Source organism: Ramlibacter tataouinensis (assembly GCF_001580455.1).
Classification (GTDB): domain Bacteria; phylum Pseudomonadota; class Gammaproteobacteria; order Burkholderiales; family Burkholderiaceae_C; genus Ramlibacter; species Ramlibacter tataouinensis_B.
In genome coordinates, this window is record NZ_CP010951.1 from 4900201 (window position 1) to 4916630 (window position 16430).

The window sequence follows — 16430 nt, forward strand, 5'->3', positions numbered from 1 at the left end:
CCCGCTCGTACCATCCTTGCCTTTGATGGGCTTGTCAAGCGAGTTACAAAGTCTTGCCCGGCGTCGCTAACGCCCCGTGGTGCCGCCACCTAAGCTGAAAGCCATCCACTTCGTTCAGGAGCTGCGACCATGGCCTGGCAGATTTCCGGTCAGTATATGGAGACATGCAACTGCACCTTGCTGTGCCCGTGCATCTTCACCAACCTGGCAGGCCGGCCGACCGAAGGCGACTGCAAGGCCGCGCTGGCGTTGCGCATCGACAAGGGAAGCAAGGACGGCGTTTCCCTGGACGGCATCAACTTCATCGTGATGCTGCAATCGCAGGGGCCCATGGGCGCGGGCAACATGACGGTGGGACTGATCGTCGATTCGGCCGCCTCGGATACGCAGGTCGAGGCCATCGGTGCGATCGCCAGCGGCGCTGCCGGCGGGCCGATGGCGATGCTGGCGCCCCTGGTGGGCAAGATGGCGGGCGTGGAGCGGCGTGAAGTCCGCATCGACAACGACGGCGTGACCTGGTCGGCCAGCGCCGGGGAACTGCTCGACGAAGCCTGCGAAGGCTTGCTGAACCTCTCGACGCCGCCCGAGCTGATGGCGATCGACAACGTGTCCCACCCGCTCAACTCCCGCCTGGCGCTGGCCAAGGCCACGCGCAGCAAGATGGACGCCTTCGGCATCAAGTGGGACGACAGCACGGGCACCCGCAACGGCCACTTCGCACCGTTTGCCTGGTCCGGCTGACCGCGGTCGAGTGCCCGGCGCAACTATTGGGCTTGGACCGCCCCCGGCGGCGCGCCCATGGTCGCGGTGTCGGTCCCTGCGGGCGGCAAGGGCTTGCCCACCAGCACCGACTGGTTCACGGCCGAAGGCTTCGCCGCCGCGGGCGCAGGCTTGGCAACCACGGCGCGCGAGGCCGTCTCGGGCTGCGAATAGCGCGGGGGCGGCACCGTCGCCACGCGCGCAGGCGTCGCGCCCGGTGTGGCGGCCTTGGCCCGGGTAGCCGGTGCGTAGCCGCTATACCAATCGGGCGCCCAGCGACGCGAGCTGACGCCGGCGTCGACCGGCCCGCCTGCCGAGCCTCCACCGTCGGCTGCCGTGGCCGCCGCGGCACTTGACGGTCCTGTCGAACTCGTGCCTCCCACGCTGGCGGAAGCCCCCGGCGCCCCGGCACCGGACGAGGGACCTGCGGCCGCGGCTGCAGCTGTCCCGGCACTTCCGGCCGATGCCCCGCCTGCCGATGTACCTGCTGCCGTGCCACCGGCTGCGGCGCCGCCGGCCGCACCGGCACCACCTGCGCCAGCGCCACCTGCGCCAGCGCCACCTGCGCCAGCGCCACCCGCGCCAGCGCCACCCGCGCCAGCGCCACCCGCGCCAGCGCCACCCGCGCCAGCGCCACCTGCGCCGGCGCCACCTGCTCCGGCACCACCTGCTCCGGCACCACCACCTCCGGCACCACCACCTCCAGAGCCACCACCTCCAGAGCCACCACCTCCAGAGCCACCACCTCCAGAGCCACCGCCTCCAGAGCCACCGCCTCCAGAGCCACCACCCCCAGAGCCACCGCCTCCAGAGCCACCGCCCCCAGAGCCACCACCGCCGCCGCCCCCTCCGCCGCCTCCGCCGCCTCCGCCTCCGCCTCCGCCTCCGCCTCCGCCACCTCCGCCTCCACCCCCGCCACCTTTGGCGAAGACATCAGGAGGCCAGGTGGCCGTTCCGAATGCAACGGTCAGGGCTGCCACCAGCGCCGTGAGGCTCAGTCTCTGTCGAAGGGTGCTCATGTGGGTTCCCCTTGCGGAAGTTGCGCAGAGGCGACCATGGTGTGCGCGTTGCCCCCGTTGGGGAGTCAGCGCCGCGCTTGCGCCGCGACGGCGCGCGCCGAATCAACACGTACGGAAATACAGACTCAGCGTGCGGCTGCCGCGTCCGTGACCTGCGTGACCTGCTTGGACTCCAGCAGTTTCACCAGTGACCACAGCACGCGGTTCGCCGGCGTGGCAACGCCGAGCAGCTCGCCGCGCCGGACGATGTGTCCGTTGAGGTAGTCGATTTCGCTCGGCTTGCCGCGCGCCAGGTCCTGGGCGGTCGAGGAATACTGCCCGGGCATGGTCTCCACGATGCGCCGCACCGCCGACTCGACGTCGCCCGGGACGGTCACGCCCTCGGCCTTCGCCACGGCCAGGCACTCGCCCACCACGTCGCGCATGACCTGCGGAATGCCCGAGCCTGCCACCGTCTGGCCGTAGGGCAGCTGCGAGATCGCGGACACCGCGTTGTAGGCGCAGTTCAGAATCAGCTTGAGCCAGAGCGCGCCGCGCACGTTGTCGGAGACCTCGGTCGGCACACCCGCGGCGGCCAGCGTCCCGGCCAGCTCCGGCAGCCGGCGAAGCGGGTCGATCACCAGTTCGCCCCGGCCGTGATGCTTGACGTGTCCTGCCCCGGCCATTTCCGTGCCCACGTAGACCACCGCCGCCGCCACTTCGGGCCGCGCCAGCACCGTGCGCAGGCGCTCCGCATTGTCGACGCCGTTCTGCAGGCACAACACCACGGCCTCGTCCGCCAGATGCGGCTGCACCTGGCGGCCGGCCGCTTCGGTGTCGCCCGACTTCACGCAGAACAGCACCAGGCCGGCCCCGCTCACCGCAGCCGGATCGCTGCTGGCGCGCAGCTTCACCCGCTCATCGAAGCTGCGCGTTTCCATGCGGAGCCCCTCGCGCGCGATGGCCTCCACATGCTGGGGCCGCGCGATCAGCGTCACCTGGTGCCCGGCACGCGCGAGCATGCCGCCGAAATAGCAGCCGACGGCGCCCGCGCCCATGACGGCAACGCGAAGGGGTGTGGAGGTGTTGCTCATGGCGGCGAATTCTAGGCCGCCATAATGCCGCGCATGGCCCACGTGGATTTGTCGCAGGACCCGGCAGCGATGCGCCGCATCTTTCTTTCGCTGGGTCTGGCGCAGCCCGACGAACCCGTGGTCGCCAGCGCGCTGGCGGGCGGCGTCTCGTCCGGCATCTATCGCGTGGACCTGCGCTCGGGCAGCTATTGCGTCAAGCAGGCCTTGCCCCGGCTGAAGGTCACCAAGGAATGGCTGGTGCCGGTGGAACGCGTGTTCGGTGAGATCGGCTACCTGCGCACGGCGCTGCGGATCGTCCCTGGGCATGTGCCGCGCGTGCTCGGCGAGGACGAGGCGAGCAAGAGCTTCGTGATGGAGTTCCTCGGCCCGCAGTTCCGCAACTGGAAGTCGGAGCTGCTGGCCGGCCGCATCGATCCCGCCGTGGCGCGGCAGGTCGGCGAACTGCTCGGTCGCATCCACGCGGCCACGGCGCATGATGCGCAGCTGGCGAAACAGTTCGCCAACGACGAGCATTTCATGGCCCTTCGGCTGGATCCTTACCTCGTCGAGGCAGCCCGGGTGCATCCCGCGCTGGCCGGGCGGCTGCTGCCGCTGGTCGAGCGGACCGCCAACACGCGGCGGGTGCTGGTGCACGGCGACGTGAGCCCGAAGAACATCCTGGCCGGGCCGCGCGGTCCGGTGCTGCTCGATGCCGAATGCGCCTGGTTCGGCGACCCGGCCTTCGATGTCGCGTTCTGCCTCAACCATTTCCTGCTGAAGGCGGCGCACCTGCCCGCGCTGGCCCAGCCGCTGCTGGCCTGCTTCGACGCGATGCAGGGCGCGTACTTTGCGCAGGCCCGCTGGGAAGCGCAGGAAGCGCTGGCCGGGCGCGTGGCGTCCCTGCTGCCGGGGCTCACGCTGGCGCGGGTGGACGGCAAGTCGCCGGTCGAATACCTCAGCGAGCCGGCGCGCCAGGCGGTGCGCGGCCTCGCGATCCAATTGCTGAAACAGGAAGGGCTGTCGCTGGAGGCGATCGCCGCCTGCTGGGCCCGGGAATTCAAGTCATGAGAATCAGGCAAGTACTGGCCAGGCGCATCTGGGATTCGCGCGGACGGCCCACGGTCGAAGTGGAAGTGGTGAACGAGGACGGCACCCGTGGCCTGGGCCTGGCCCCCGCCGGTGCTTCGCGCGGCACGCGTGAAGCGGTCGAGCTGCGCGACGGCGGCGACCGGTTCAAGGGCCTGGACGTGCGCCGCACGGTCGAGGGGATCGCGCGCGAGATCGCCCCTGTGCTGATCGGCCGCGAGGTGGAGGACCAGGCCGGCATCGACGCCGCGCTCATCGCGCTGGACGGCACGCCGAACAAGGCACGGCTGGGCGGCAACGCGCTGATCGCCACGTCGCTGGCGGTGCTGCACGCGGCCGCCGCGAGCGCGGGCCTGCCCTTGTGGCGCTATCTCGCGCCGGATCGCGCGGTCGCGCTCCCCTTGCCGCAGATCCAGATTTTCGGCGGCGGCGCGCATGCCGGCCGCCGCGTGGACGTGCAGGACTTCATGGTCATTGCCAACGGCGCGGCGTCATTCGAGCGCGCGCTCGAAATGACGGCCGAGGTGTACCGCTGCGCCGGCGAGCTCATGGCGGCGCGCGGGCCGTTGGCCGGGGTCGCCGACGAGGGCGGCTGGTGGCCGGCCTTCTCGCGCAACGAGGAGGCCCTGGACACCCTGGTCGGCGCGATCGAGAAGGCCGGCCTGGTGCCGGGCAGCGAGGTGTCCATCGCGCTGGACATCGCGGCCTCGGAGTTCGGCCGCGGCGGCCGCTACCGGCTGGCGCTGGAGAACCGCGAGCTGGATTCGGACGCCCTGTGCGAGCGGCTGGTGCGATGGACGGAGCGCTATCCCATCGTCTCCATCGAGGACCCGCTGGCCGAGGACGACGAACAGGGGCTGGCCGCCTTCACCCGCGCCGTCGGCCATCGCGTGCAGGTGGTGGGCGACGACTACCTGGTGACCAGCGCCGACCGCGTCCGGCACGCAGCCTCGGCCGGCGCCTGCAATGCCGTGCTCATCAAGCCCAACCAGGCCGGCACGGTGACGGAAACCCGGGCCGCGCTGCAAGCCGCGCGGGACGCGGGCTACGCCACCATCGTGTCGGCGCGCTCCGGCGAGACCGAGGACGTGGCCATCGTTCACCTGGCCACCGGCTGGAACGCGGGGCAGCTCAAGGTCGGCTCCTTCGCGCGCTCCGAGCGCATGGCCAAGTGGAACGAAGGGATCCGCATCGAGCAGCGGGAAGGTCTGCCGTTCGCGGGACCACGGGCGCTGGCCCGTATGGGATGATGGTTTCATGAACTACTGGCTGATGAAGTCCGAGCCCGACGACGTGTCGGTGGATGACGCGCTCGCGGCGCCCAACTCGACCGTCGCCTGGACCGGCGTTCGCAACTTCCAGGCGCGCAACTTCATGCGCAACGAGATGAAGATCGGCGACGGCGTGCTGTTCTACCACTCGAGCTGCGCCGAGCCGGGCATCGTCGGCATCGCGCGCGTGGTCTCGGAGTCCTACCCCGACCCGACCCAGTTCGACCCGAAGTCGCGCTACTACGACGCGGCGTCGAAGAGGGACCACCCGCGCTGGATGCTGGTGGACGTGCAGGTGACCCGGAAGATTCCGAACATCACGCTCGCCGAGATGCGGCAGCGCCCCGAACTCGCCGAGATGCGGGTGCTGCGCAAGGGCAACCGGCTGTCGATCACGCCGGTGGACAAGGAGCACTGGGACGCGCTCACCAAAGGGACAGCCTAAATGGTCCGCCAGGGGTAGTATTTCCGGACGCAGCTGGCCAGCGTCCTGAGGTCGTCGGAACTGTCCGGCTTCCCCGACTGGCCCTCTCGAAGCGTGCCTGCCTGGCCCTGGGGCCACCATTCCAGCCTGGTGCCGGCGGCCCGGCCCGGGTCCGCGACATAGCGCGCGCCTGCCGCCACTGGCTTCACCTGGAGGCGGTAGTTCCTGCCTTCATAGGAAAGCCAGGCCTGCTGCTGGCGGGGATCGGTGCCTTCGTAGTGGACGAGCAGGTTCTTGCCGCCGTCACAGGCATAGAGCTGTGAGCCGGACACGAACTCGGCGACCACGCCCTTGCCTTGATCGAGCAGCAGCAGCCGGTCCCCCTCGATGCGCCAGGACGCTGCCACGTGCAGTGCCGTCGCGAACGCCTTTTCCAGTTCCATGCCCGAGGCGCAGGCCATCCGCGTCGCCGCCACCGGGCCCAAGCGCAGTTGTGCGCCTTCCCGCGCGTAGCTGCCGAACAGGCTGTTGCAGCCCCCGAAGCCGGCGAAACGCTGGTCCGTCGCCTCGAACAGAATGTGCGGTTCGCGCGGCGTGCCCGCCGGCAACACCATCTGGTTTCGCAGCGATGCGAGCTTCCAGTAGGTCCCCTCCAGCGGCAAGGTCTGGGTACCTGAAGTGGGCGCAGAAGTCGTGCAGCCGGCCAGGGCCGCCAGGACAGCTGAAACGAGGAGAAGCAAACGGCTGCGGAACATGGCCCGACGGTGGATCGATGTGCGCAATATAGCCCGGCCAACTGCCTCGGCGACTTCGAGCGCTTGCTCGCATCAGCCGCCGGACGCGACTTGCCGGAAGTGACGCGCACGCAGGCCTTGGCCGTGAAATGAAAAAGCCGCCCGAGGGCGGCTCTTTCGTTGGGCCGAGGCCTACTGCCCTTCGGACAGTTCCTCCGGCTCGGGCCGGGCCCGGCCTTCCTTCTTGGACAGCGGTTGAATGTCGAGGACGACTTCTTCCTTGTCGTCCAGGTCCACCGTGAGCCTTCCGCCTTCGGTCAGACGGCCGAACAGCAATTCGTCGGCCAGGGCGCGGCGGATCGTGTCCTGGATCAGGCGCTGCATGGGGCGTGCGCCCATCAGCGGATCGAAGCCCTTCTTGGCCAGGTGCTTGCGCAGCTTGTCGGTGAAGGTGACTTCCACCTTCTTCTCAGACAGCTGCTGCTCCAGCACCAGCAGGAACTTGTCGACCACGCGCAGGATGACCTGCTCGTCCAGCGCCTTGAAGCTGACGATCGCGTCCAGGCGGTTGCGGAACTCGGGCGTGAACAGGCGCTTGATGTCCGCCATCTCGTCGCCGGCCTCACGCGCATTGGTGAAGCCGATCACCGCCTTGTTCAGCGACTCGGCGCCCGCATTGGTCGTCATGATGATGATGACGTTGCGGAAGTCCGCCTTGCGGCCGTTGTTGTCCGTCAGCGTGCCGTGGTCCATCACCTGCAGCAGCACGTTGAAGATGTCCGGGTGCGCCTTCTCGATCTCGTCGAGCAGCAGCACCGCGTGCGGCTTCTTGGTGATCGCCTCGGTCAGCAGGCCGCCCTGGTCGAAACCGACGTAGCCGGGAGGCGCGCCGATCAGGCGCGAGACCGCGTGCCGCTCCATGTACTCGGACATGTCGAAGCGGATCAGCTCGATGCCCATGATGTAGGCCAGCTGCTTGGCCGCTTCGGTCTTGCCGACGCCCGTGGGGCCGGAGAACAGGAAGGAGCCGATCGGCTTGTCGCCCTTGCCCAGGCCCGAGCGGGCCATCTTCACCGAGCTGGCCAGCACCTCCAGCGCCTTGTCCTGGCCGAACACCACGGACTTGAGGTCACGTTCCAGGTTCTGCAGCTTGCCGCGGTCGTCGTTGGACACGTTGGCGGGTGGGATGCGCGCGATCTTGGCCACGATCTCCTCGACCTCGGTCTTGGAGATGGTCTTCTTGCGCTTGCCCACCGGCAGGATGCGCTGCGCCGCGCCGGCCTCGTCGATCACGTCGATCGCCTTGTCCGGCAGGTGCCGGTCGTTGATGTACTTGGCCGACAGTTCCGCGGCCGCCTGCAGCGCGTTGGCCGCGTACTTCACGCTGTGGTGCTCCTCGAAGCGGGACTTCAGCCCCTTGAGGATCTCGATGGTCTCCTGCACGCTCGGTTCGACCACGTCCACCTTCTGGAAGCGCCGGGACAGCGCGGCGTCCTTCTCGAAGATGCCGCGGTACTCGGTGAAGGTGGTCGCGCCGATGCACTTCAGCGCGCCGCTGGAAAGCGCCGGCTTGAGCAGGTTGGACGCGTCCAGCGTGCCGCCCGAGGCGGCGCCCGCGCCGATCAGCGTGTGGATCTCATCGATGAACAGGATCGCGTTGGGCTTGTCCTTGAGGGACTTGAGCACGCCCTTCAGGCGCTGCTCGAAGTCGCCGCGGTACTTGGTGCCTGCCAGCAGCGCGCCCATGTCCAGCGAGTACACATTGGACTCGGCCAGGATCTCGGGCACGTCCTTCTGCACGATGCGCCAGGCCAGGCCTTCGGCGATCGCCGTCTTGCCGACGCCGGCTTCGCCCACCAGCAGCGGGTTGTTCTTGCGCCGGCGGCACAGGATCTGGATCACGCGCTCGACCTCGTACTCGCGGCCGATCAGCGGATCGATCTTGCCGTCCTTGGCGGCCTGGTTCAGGTTCTGGGTGAACTGCTCCAGCGGCGAGGCCTTCTCGCTCTTCTCGCCGCCCTCTTCGCCCTCGGCCGAGGACGATTCGCCGCTCTTGGAGGGCTCGGGCGGGTCGCTCTTCTTGATGCCGTGGGCGATGAAGTTCACCACGTCCAGCCGCGTGACGCCCTGCTGGTGCAGGTAGTAGACCGCGTGCGAGTCCTTCTCGCCGAAGATGGCGACCAGCACGTTGGCGCCGGTGACTTCTTTCTTGCCGTTGCCGGTGGACTGCACGTGCATGATGGCGCGCTGGATCACGCGCTGGAAGCCCAGCGTCGGCTGGGTGTCGACGTCATCCGTGCCCGCCACCTGCGGGGTGTTGTCCTTGATGAAGTTGGACAGCGACTTGCGCAGGTCGTCGATATTGGCTGAGCATGCGCGCAGCACTTCCGCCGCGCTGGGATTGTCCAGCAGGGCGAGCAGCAGGTGTTCCACGGTGATGAACTCGTGGCGCTGCTGCCGTGCCTCCACGAACGCCATATGGAGGCTGACTTCCAATTCCTGGGCAATCATGAGATTTCCTTCTGCCTTGCTAGCTTCACTAATACTGTAGATCGGTTCGACTGCCGCTTATTCAACCGGTTCACACATGCATTGCAGGGGATGCCCTGCCTGGCGGGCCGCCTCCTGCACCTGCTCGACCTTGGTCGTGGCCACATCCCTCGAATACACCCCGCAGACGCCTTTGCCGTCCAGGTGGATCTTGAGCATGATCTGGGTCGCCGTCTCCCTGTCCTTGTTGAAGAATTCCTGGATCACCACCACCACGAATTCCATGGGGGTGTAGTCGTCGTTGAGCATGACGACCTGGTACATCTGGGGAGGCTTGGTTTTCTGGGTCCGCCGCTCGAGCACAACCGAGCCGCCGTCATCCTCCTTCGGCCGTACAACCGGCGCGGTCGGCGCCGGTACGGGTGGTTTCGTTGCCATGAAATTCATTCTAGCCAGCGGCACTTCGCACCGCAGCAAGCATGTGATTTGGTGGCGCCTCGACCACATTCAACCGGCGCGCCGACCCTGCACCATCCAGCGCCCCTCGGACGCGCAATTTTCAGCCGTCCGCAGCCGCGGAAGAGCCCCATCCCCCTGCCCAGCCCACGGAAAACTTTAGTATGTGAAAATATTGACAGCAGAGGGCACAAGCGTGAAACTTCGCACGCACTTGGAGTCCGCAAAGAGGAAAAAGAAATGGCGACTGGCACGGTGAAATGGTTCAACGACGCGAAAGGCTTCGGCTTCATCGAACCCGATGGAGGCGGCGGAGACGTGTTCGCGCATTTTTCCGCCATTGCCATGGAGGGCTTCAAGACCCTCAAGCAGGGCTCGCGCGTCACCTTCGAGATCACGCAGGGACCCAAGGGCCAGCTTGCGCAGAACATCCAGACCGAACCCGGCGGCATCGCCCCCATCACCACCCAGCCCTCCGGCGACCGCCAGCCGCGCCACAGCAAGGTGCGCGCGCCGCAGTTCCATGCCTCCGGGCATGGCGACCTGATGAGCAAGTAGGCAGCTTGCAAGCAGCTTGCCCGGTGCGGGCCGGACGGCCCACACCTCCTTCCTGACTCGTCACCAGATATAGGCCATCCCGTCCTGGATGGCGCCGATCACGTTCGCCTGGTTTTCCGGTGACTCCGAGAATCCAACCAGCAGGTGCGCGCGCGTGGCCCCCTTGGACAGCCAGTCCAGGTAAAAGGCCATGCCCTCGGGCTCGGGCTCGCGGTTCAGCACGTTGCGATACAGCTGCGTGATGTAGTCGCGGTCGGCCAGATTGCCGTAGGTGTTCTGGAATTCGGGGCTGGCAATGAAGTTGCCGGCCACCGACAGCAGCGAATGGCCGATGTCCAGGTCGTGCATCTGGTAGCCCAGTCCGGGCAGGTCGGGCACGCGGTCGAAGGCCGCCTGGTACAGCCGGTAGGCCTGGCCGGCGGTGCCGCTGATGTCCAGGGCGACCTTGAAATCGTCGAAGACCAGGCGCTCGACGTTGACGAGCGTGTCGACATCGTCGGGGTTTTGCTTGGAAGCCACCGTGAAGCCGTTCGCCACGTGGGTCACGGTGAAATTGCCGAGCGAGCCGCTGTAGACGGCGACATCGAGGCCCGCCCCCCCGTCGAGCGTGTCGCTGCCCGCGCCTGCCACGAAGGTGTCGTTGCCGTCCAGCGCCTGGATCTGGTCGCCGCCCGGGCTGCCGGCCAGGGAGTCGTTGCCGGTCGAGCCGTTGATGCTCACCGCCGTCGTCTTGAAGGCGTAGGGCCCGGAGGCGGCTACCCCGTTGCCCGCGGCGTCCTTGAAGGCGCCGGCCGAAACCTCGAAGCGGTAGGAGGTACCGGCCACGAGATCGACCGTCGGGTCGATGATCATGCTGTCGCCGTCGATCGTGAGCCGGTTGCTTGTGGCCACATCGAAACTTTCCAGCACCGTTCCGCCGGCCGTCTTGAGCACGATGGTCCCGGCTCCGCGCTGCACGGCCTCGCTGAACAGCAGAACGAAGTTGCTCGTGACCGGCACCGAGGCGCCGCCTTGGGTCGGCACGAAGGCGAGAATCGCCGGCGCCGTCGTATCCGGCTCGACCATGGTGCGGAAGTTGTAGCTTGCCGTGCCGGCGTAGGCGTTGCCTTCCACGTCGGTGACGTTGCCGGCAGCGAACTCCACTCTGTAGTCGGTGAAGTAATCGAGCAAGGCCGTGGGATCGAGCGTGAGCGTGTCGCCTGCAACGGTGATCCGGCCACTGCTGCCGACGTCGAAGCTCTCCACCAAGGTACCGTCGGCCTTCTTCAGCAGGATGGCGCCGGTGCCCAGGACGATGGCCTCGCTGAAAGTCACGGTCACATTCGCATCCGGCGCGACTCCTGTGGCCTCGTCCGCAGGCGAGAAGGCCTGTACCGTGGGAGGCGTGTGGTCTCCCGCCACGACGGCGTCCGTGCCGGCGGACCAGAGTGTTTCGGTGTTGCCCGATCCATCGACGAACCGGACACGCACGCTCAGGGTGAGGCCCACGTCATCCTCGGCGGCTTTGTAGCTTGCCGAAGTGGCGCCGGCTATCGCGGCATCTCCACGGAACCACTGGAAGCTGAGGTTGCCTACACCGTCGGCGTCCGTCACGGACGAAGCGACGGCCGCCAGGGTGCGCCCCTCCTTGGCCGTGCCCGTGATTGCCACGGTTCCGGTGGCAAAGTGCGTATTGAGCGTCAGCACCTGGTCGGCAAACACGATGGCATCGACGCCGGTCAGCACGTCGGTGCCTTCGCCGCCGGTGATGGTGATGTTTCCACTGGATTGCGTGATGCCGTAGTCCGCGCGCTGGCCCGCATAGACGGCCCGGTCGTCGCCTGCGTCGCCGTCCAGCACGTCGTTGCCAGCGCCGCCCGTCAGCGTGTCATCGCCGAGGCCGCCCTGCAGGGTGTCGTTGCCGCCGCCGCCATCGAGTCCGTTGTTGCCTGCATTGCCCTGCAGCAGGTTCGCAGCCGTGTTGCCCGTGCCCGAAAGCGCCGATGCGATCAACTTCAGGTTCTCGACGCTGTCGGGCAGGACGTACGTGGCCAGCTTGCTCCACACCCAATCGGTGCCGAAGTCCAGGCCGGCCCATTCAACTGCCTGGTCACCGACGTTGTCGACGACGTAGATGTCGTCACCGAGATAGCCGTACATCTCGTCAGCGCCCGCGCCGCCGTCGATGACGTTCCTGCCATCGCTGCCGCGCAGGAAGTTGTCGGACGCGTTGCCCGTGATGTCGAAGTCGGCGGTTCCGCTTTGCTCGCCGTACACGCGCTCGATGCTGGTGCCCGTGAGGTCGATCCCGATGCCGAACGTGACGATCGAGTCGTAGCCCTGGCCGTCCAGCTCGATCACCACGTCATCGTCGCTGTCGACGTAATACTGGTCATCGCCGAGGCCGCCCTGCATCGTATCTGCGCCGCCCTTGCCGTCGATGAAGTTGCCCAGCGCGTTGCCCGTGATGACGTTGTCCAGATTGTTGCCGGTGGCGCTGATGCCGTTCAACAGCACCAGGTTCTCGATGTGGTTCCCCAGAGTGAAATCCACCACGGAGCGCACCGTGTCGATGCCCTCGCCCGAGTTCTCGACGATCCAGTAGAGGCTTCCGCCCACCAGGTAGGTGTCGTTGCCCGCACCGCCGTACATGCGCGCGTAGCCGCCGCTGTCGCTCAAGGTGTCGTCGCCGCCCAGCCCGTACAGGTCGTCGTTGAAGCCACCGCCGGCGCTCAGGACATTGGCGGCTTCGTTGCCCGTAATGGTCTCGCCGCCAGCGGCAGATCCGGTGCCGTTGATCGCCCCGTTACCCATCAGGGTCATGAATTCGACCCCGAAGGCGAGCGTGTAGCTCACCCAGGCATGGATCACGTCGCCTTCCCCACCGGAAATGAACGAGGCGTCCTCGATCACCACGTCACCGGCGTCATCGACGACATAGACGTCGCGTCCGGTGCCGCCCGCCATCGAGTCGGCACCGGCGCCGCCGTCCAGCAGGTCGTAGTCCCACGAGCCGATCAGGGTGTCGCGCCCCGCGCCGCCCATCAGCGTGTCGCCCCCGCCGAATCCGCCCACCACCGCGGTCAGGACGTTGTCGCCGCTGTTGCCGACGATGACGTTCGCTGCGGCGTTGCCCTTCCCGTTGATGTTGGCGCTGCCCGTGAGGGTCAGGGACTCGACATCCGGGGCGTTGCCGAGGTCGTAGCTGGCACTGGCAAAGACCGTGTCGGCGTCGATGCCGGACTCCAGGATCGTGTCGCCCGCGTTGTCGACGATGTAACTGTCGGCCCCGAATCCGCCCGACAGCGTGTCGGCTCCCGCGCCACCGTCGAGGGTATCCGCACCGTTGGACCCTGTGATGCTGTTGCCCAGCGCGTTGCCGGTGCCGGTCTTGCCCGAGGTGGTGAGAACCAGGCTCTCGACCTGGCTGCCCAGCGTGTACGACACCGCGCTGAACACCACGTCCGTGCCGCCGCCGGCAAGTTCGATCGTGGTGTCGAATCCGTCCACGATGTACGTGTCATCGCCCTCGCCGCCAACCAGCGTGTCCGCGCCGGCGCCGCCCTCCAGGGTATCGTTCCCGCCTTGGCCGTACAGCAGGTTGGCGAGTGCGTTGCCGGTGATCCGGTTGTGCGAGGCGTTCCCGCTCGCGCTGGCCGCGGTGCCGGCAAGTTCGAGGTTCTCGATGCCGGGCGCACCGAGCACGTAGCCGTCGATGGAGGAACGCACGGTGTCGTCGCCGCCGGCGTCGTTGATCACATCGCCCAGCGCGTCCACCAGGAAGAGGTCATTCCCCGTTCCGCCATTGAGCGTGTCAGCGCCCAGGCCACCGTCCAGGGTGTCGCCAGCGTTGTTGCCGGTGATGACGTTCGCCAGCGCGTTGCCATGTCCCGCGAGCTGCGCGCTACCGGTCAGCAGCAGGTTCTCGACTTCAGCCGCCAGCGTGAAGCTCACGCTGCTGGACACGCTGTCGATACCGCCGCCCGGGGATTCCTGGATCACCGTGACGGAACTGCTCACCAGGTAGGTGTCGTTGCCCGCGCCGCCGCGCAAGGTGTCGATGCCACCGGCGCCTCCGTCGAGCGTGTCGTTGCCCGCGAGGCCCTCGAGCAGGTTCGAACCGGCATTGCCCTCCAACGCATTGTCGAGCTCGTTGCCCCAGCCCGTGCTGTTCCCACTGCCCAGAAGCAGCAGGTCCTCGACGTTGGCGGGAAGCACGTAGGAAGTGAGGCTCACGACCGCGTCGTGCCCGGCGCCCGCCGACTCGATCACGATGTCGTTCGACGCGTGCTCAGTACCGCCCACGCCGTAGATGTCGTCCCCAAGGCCCCCCACGAGGGTGTCGACCGTGGCGTCGTCAGCGCCTTCCAGCAAGTCGTTGCCCGCCCCCGCCGAGATCGAATCGGCGCCGGCGTAGCCTTCGAGGAAGTCGTCGCCCGGCGAGCCGATGAGCGTGTCGTTGCCCGAGAACCAGAGTTGGGTGACCGCCTCGGCATTGCCCCAAGCGAGCGTGCTGAAGAAAGTGATGGCGTCGATGTTCAGGCCCGTGATGCGCGCCTGCAGGCCGCCGTTGGCCCCGTCGTACATCTCGAAGCCCGTGTGGGTGCCGCCGACGAGATCGCCGTCACCGTCGTAGATGAAGTTGCCGTAGTAGTTGAAGGTGACCATGCCGGCGACGATCTGGATCAGGCCGGCGTCTGCGACCGTCAGCGTACCCGCCAGGGGATCTGCGTCGCTGGGGGTATGGAATGCTTCGAAAAGGGCCAAGGTGTGCTCACCGGTTGTTTGTTATTGATGGCCCGCAAACTATACCCAGATGGTTCTATATCCACGCCCCAATGAAAAAGCCCCGTGGCACGCAGCCAACGGGGCTTTTGTATCAAGCGGATTCACGGCGCCCTGCGGCGCCCGCGATCACATGTTGTCGATCATCACCTGCCCGAAGCCCGAGCAACTCACTTGCGTCGCGCCATCCATCAGTCGCGCAAAGTCGTAGGTGACCTTCTTGGACAGAATGGACTTCTCGAGCGAGCTGATGATCAGGTCGGCGGCTTCCTTCCAGCCCATGTGCCGCAGCATCATCTCGGCCGAGAGGATCTCGGAGCCCGGGTTCACGTAGTCCTTGCCGGCGTACTTGGGCGCGGTGCCGTGCGTCGCCTCGAACATCGCGACCGAGTCGGACAGGTTGGCGCCGGGGGCGATGCCGATGCCGCCGACCTGCGCGGCCAGCGCGTCGGAGATGTAGTCGCCGTTCAGGTTCAGCGTGGCCACCACGCTGTACTCGGCCGGGCGCAGCAGGATCTGCTGCAGGAAGGCGTCGGCGATCGAGTCCTTGACCACGATGTCCTTGCCGGTCTTCGGGTTCTTGAACTTGCACCACGGGCCGCCGTCGATTTCCACCGCGCCGAATTCCTTCTGCGCGAGGGCGTAGGACCAGTCACGGAAGCCGCCTTCCGTGTACTTCATGATGTTGCCCTTGTGCACGATGGTCACGCTGGGCTTGTCGTTGTCGATGGCGTACTGGATCGCCTTGCGCACCAGGCGCTCGGTGCCTTCGCGCGACACGGGCTTGACGCCGATGCCCGAGGTTTCCGGGAAGCGGATCTTCTTGACGCCCATCTCCTGGATCAGGAACTTGATGACCTTCTGGGCTTCTCGGTGTTGGCTTCCCACTCGATGCCGGCGTAGATGTCTTCCGAGTTCTCGCGGAAGATCACCATGTTGGTCTTGTGCGGCTCCTTCAGCGGCGACGGCACGCCGTCGAAGTACTGGATTCGGGGCGCAGGCAGACGTAGAGGTCGAGCTCCTGGCGCAGGGCCACATTGAGCGAGCGGATGCCGCCGCCGACCGGCGTGGTGACGGCCCTTGATGGACACCACATATTCGCGCACCGCCTGCAGCGTTTCGTCGGGCAGCCACACGTCCGGGCCGGTAGACTTGGTGGACTTCTCGCCGGCGTACACCTCCATCCAGTGGATCTTCTTCTTGCCGCCGTAAGCCTTGGCCACGGCCGCGTCCACCACCTCAGCATCACCGGGGTGATGTCCATGCCGGTGCCGTCGCCCTCGATGTACGGAATGATCGGCTGGTCCGGCACGTTCAGGGACATGTCGGCGTTGACGGTGATCTTCTGGCCTTGCGAAGGCACTTTGATGTGCTGGTACATGAGAAAAACGTCTCCGGGGGTGGGGAGGTTGCTGCGTCGGATGTGTTCTGGCCCGGCGATATCCGGGTAAACCAGAGGATTTTAGCGCCCAAAACCCGAGATGGACTGTGTCAACCGCGCGCGCCTGCGCGTTTGCATGAGGCGGCCCGATTCGGACCGCGAATTTTCGAAAATCCAACCAAATCCAATAGGACTCAGAATGACCAAGCTGCTCGCTACCTGGTTGCCACGCTGTTCGCCGGCGCCGTGTTCGCCCAAGCCGCCGGCCGCCGCCGCTTCCGGCGCCAAGCCCGCCGCCAAGACGGAAGCCAAGGCTGACGCCAAGGCCGAGAAGAAGGCTGACGCCAAGGCCGAGAAGAAGGCCGACGCTGCTTCCGCCAAGAAGTAATTCGGTTTCCACCGAAGAAAACGCCCGCGCAAGCGGGCGTTTTTGTTT

The 16430-nt window shown here is 66.9% G+C and carries 14 protein-coding genes; 6 read left to right on the forward strand and 8 right to left on the reverse strand.

The window, feature by feature from the left end; all coding sequences use genetic code 11:
- The first annotated feature begins 156 nt into the window (after nt 1–156).
- On the forward strand, nt 157–741 hold the full coding sequence (locus UC35_RS22815; protein WP_227820415.1) for a DUF1326 domain-containing protein: 585 nt from the start codon (nt 157–159) through the stop codon (nt 739–741).
- Between the two features lie 115 nt (nt 742–856).
- Here UC35_RS22815 and UC35_RS24040 read toward each other — a convergent pair whose 3' ends face one another.
- A complete protein-coding gene (locus tag UC35_RS24040; RefSeq protein ID WP_061503589.1) occupies nt 857–1693 on the reverse strand; it encodes a hypothetical protein in 837 nt (278 codons plus the stop codon).
- Nucleotides 1694–1903: 210 nt separating this feature from the next.
- Entirely contained in the window at nt 1904–2851 is a 948-nt protein-coding gene (locus tag UC35_RS22825; RefSeq protein ID WP_061503590.1) for a ketopantoate reductase family protein, read from the reverse strand.
- Nucleotides 2852–2884: 33 nt separating this feature from the next.
- Here UC35_RS22825 and UC35_RS22830 point away from each other — a divergent pair, with 33 nt between their 5' ends.
- From UC35_RS22830 to UC35_RS22840, 3 genes are read left to right on the forward strand one after another with little or no spacing between them, the layout of a single operon-like run.
- A complete protein-coding gene (locus UC35_RS22830; RefSeq protein ID WP_227820416.1) occupies nt 2885–3898 on the forward strand; it encodes a phosphotransferase in 1014 nt (337 codons plus the stop codon).
- Nucleotides 3895–5166, forward strand: coding sequence for a phosphopyruvate hydratase (gene eno / locus UC35_RS22835; RefSeq protein ID WP_061503591.1), 1272 nt, complete (start codon nt 3895–3897; stop codon nt 5164–5166). The genes UC35_RS22830 and eno overlap by 4 nt, the downstream gene beginning before the upstream one ends.
- Nucleotides 5167–5173: 7 nt before the next feature.
- Nucleotides 5174–5632 (forward strand): EVE domain-containing protein, encoded by a 459-nt coding sequence (locus UC35_RS22840; RefSeq protein ID WP_061503592.1) that lies wholly within the window; start codon nt 5174–5176, stop codon nt 5630–5632.
- On the opposite strand, the gene UC35_RS22845 is transcribed toward UC35_RS22840, so the two are convergent.
- The 3 genes from UC35_RS22845 to clpS form a co-directional block, all read right to left on the reverse strand.
- Nucleotides 5629–6366, reverse strand: a complete 738-nt coding sequence (locus UC35_RS22845; RefSeq protein WP_082793461.1) for an META domain-containing protein — start codon at nt 6364–6366, stop codon at nt 5629–5631. The genes UC35_RS22840 and UC35_RS22845 overlap by 4 nt on opposite strands.
- A gap of 171 nt (nt 6367–6537) precedes the next feature.
- Nucleotides 6538–8856, reverse strand: coding sequence for an ATP-dependent Clp protease ATP-binding subunit ClpA (clpA, locus tag UC35_RS22850; protein ID WP_061503594.1), 2319 nt, complete (start codon nt 8854–8856; stop codon nt 6538–6540).
- A 57-nt stretch (nt 8857–8913) separates the two neighbouring features.
- Nucleotides 8914–9282, reverse strand: coding sequence for an ATP-dependent Clp protease adapter ClpS (gene clpS / locus UC35_RS22855; RefSeq protein WP_061503595.1), 369 nt, complete (start codon nt 9280–9282; stop codon nt 8914–8916).
- A gap of 249 nt (nt 9283–9531) precedes the next feature.
- Here clpS and UC35_RS24440 point away from each other — a divergent pair, with 249 nt between their 5' ends.
- Complete coding sequence (locus tag UC35_RS24440; protein WP_061503596.1) at nt 9532–9849, forward strand: cold-shock protein; 318 nt, start codon at nt 9532–9534, stop codon at nt 9847–9849.
- Between the two features lie 60 nt (nt 9850–9909).
- Here UC35_RS24440 and UC35_RS22865 read toward each other — a convergent pair whose 3' ends face one another.
- The 3 genes from UC35_RS22865 to UC35_RS24450 form a co-directional block, all read right to left on the reverse strand.
- Nucleotides 9910–14595 carry an Ig-like domain-containing protein gene (locus UC35_RS22865; protein WP_061503597.1) on the reverse strand — a complete coding sequence of 1562 codons (4686 nt, stop codon included), beginning with the start codon at nt 14593–14595 and terminating at the stop codon, nt 9910–9912.
- A gap of 147 nt (nt 14596–14742) precedes the next feature.
- Nucleotides 14743–15501, reverse strand: coding sequence for an isocitrate/isopropylmalate family dehydrogenase (locus tag UC35_RS24445; RefSeq protein ID WP_321572376.1), 759 nt, complete (start codon nt 15499–15501; stop codon nt 14743–14745).
- Complete coding sequence (locus UC35_RS24450; protein WP_321572377.1) at nt 15456–15848, reverse strand: isocitrate/isopropylmalate family dehydrogenase; 393 nt, start codon at nt 15846–15848, stop codon at nt 15456–15458. The genes UC35_RS24445 and UC35_RS24450 overlap by 46 nt, the downstream gene beginning before the upstream one ends.
- 345 nt (nt 15849–16193) lie before the next feature.
- Here UC35_RS24450 and UC35_RS24045 point away from each other — a divergent pair, with 345 nt between their 5' ends.
- Nucleotides 16194–16382, forward strand: coding sequence for a hypothetical protein (locus UC35_RS24045; RefSeq protein ID WP_061503598.1), 189 nt, complete (start codon nt 16194–16196; stop codon nt 16380–16382).
- Nucleotides 16383–16430: the final 48 nt, after the last annotated feature.

Bases quoted from the DNA above. Each gene is read 5' to 3' on its own strand.
- UC35_RS22825 (WP_061503590.1), bottom strand. From the start codon at position 2,851: ATGAGCAACACCTCCACACCCCTTCGCGTTGCCGTCATGGGCGCGGGC.
- UC35_RS22840 (WP_061503592.1), top strand. From the start codon at position 5,174: ATGAACTACTGGCTGATGAAGTCCGAGCCCGACGACGTGTCGGTGGAT.
- clpS (WP_061503595.1), bottom strand. From the start codon at position 9,282: ATGAATTTCATGGCAACGAAACCACCCGTACCGGCGCCGACCGCGCCG.
- UC35_RS24440 (WP_061503596.1), top strand. From the start codon at position 9,532: ATGGCGACTGGCACGGTGAAATGGTTCAACGACGCGAAAGGCTTCGGC.
- UC35_RS22845 (WP_082793461.1), bottom strand. From the start codon at position 6,366: ATGTTCCGCAGCCGTTTGCTTCTCCTCGTTTCAGCTGTCCTGGCGGCC.
- UC35_RS24040 (WP_061503589.1), bottom strand. From the start codon at position 1,693: ATGTCTTCGCCAAAGGTGGCGGGGGTGGAGGCGGAGGTGGCGGAGGCG.
- UC35_RS22815 (WP_227820415.1), top strand. From the start codon at position 157: ATGGAGACATGCAACTGCACCTTGCTGTGCCCGTGCATCTTCACCAAC.
- UC35_RS22830 (WP_227820416.1), top strand. From the start codon at position 2,885: ATGGCCCACGTGGATTTGTCGCAGGACCCGGCAGCGATGCGCCGCATC.
- clpA (WP_061503594.1), bottom strand. From the start codon at position 8,856: ATGATTGCCCAGGAATTGGAAGTCAGCCTCCATATGGCGTTCGTGGAG.
- UC35_RS24045 (WP_061503598.1), top strand. From the start codon at position 16,194: ATGACCAAGCTGCTCGCTACCTGGTTGCCACGCTGTTCGCCGGCGCCG.
- eno (WP_061503591.1), top strand. From the start codon at position 3,895: ATGAGAATCAGGCAAGTACTGGCCAGGCGCATCTGGGATTCGCGCGGA.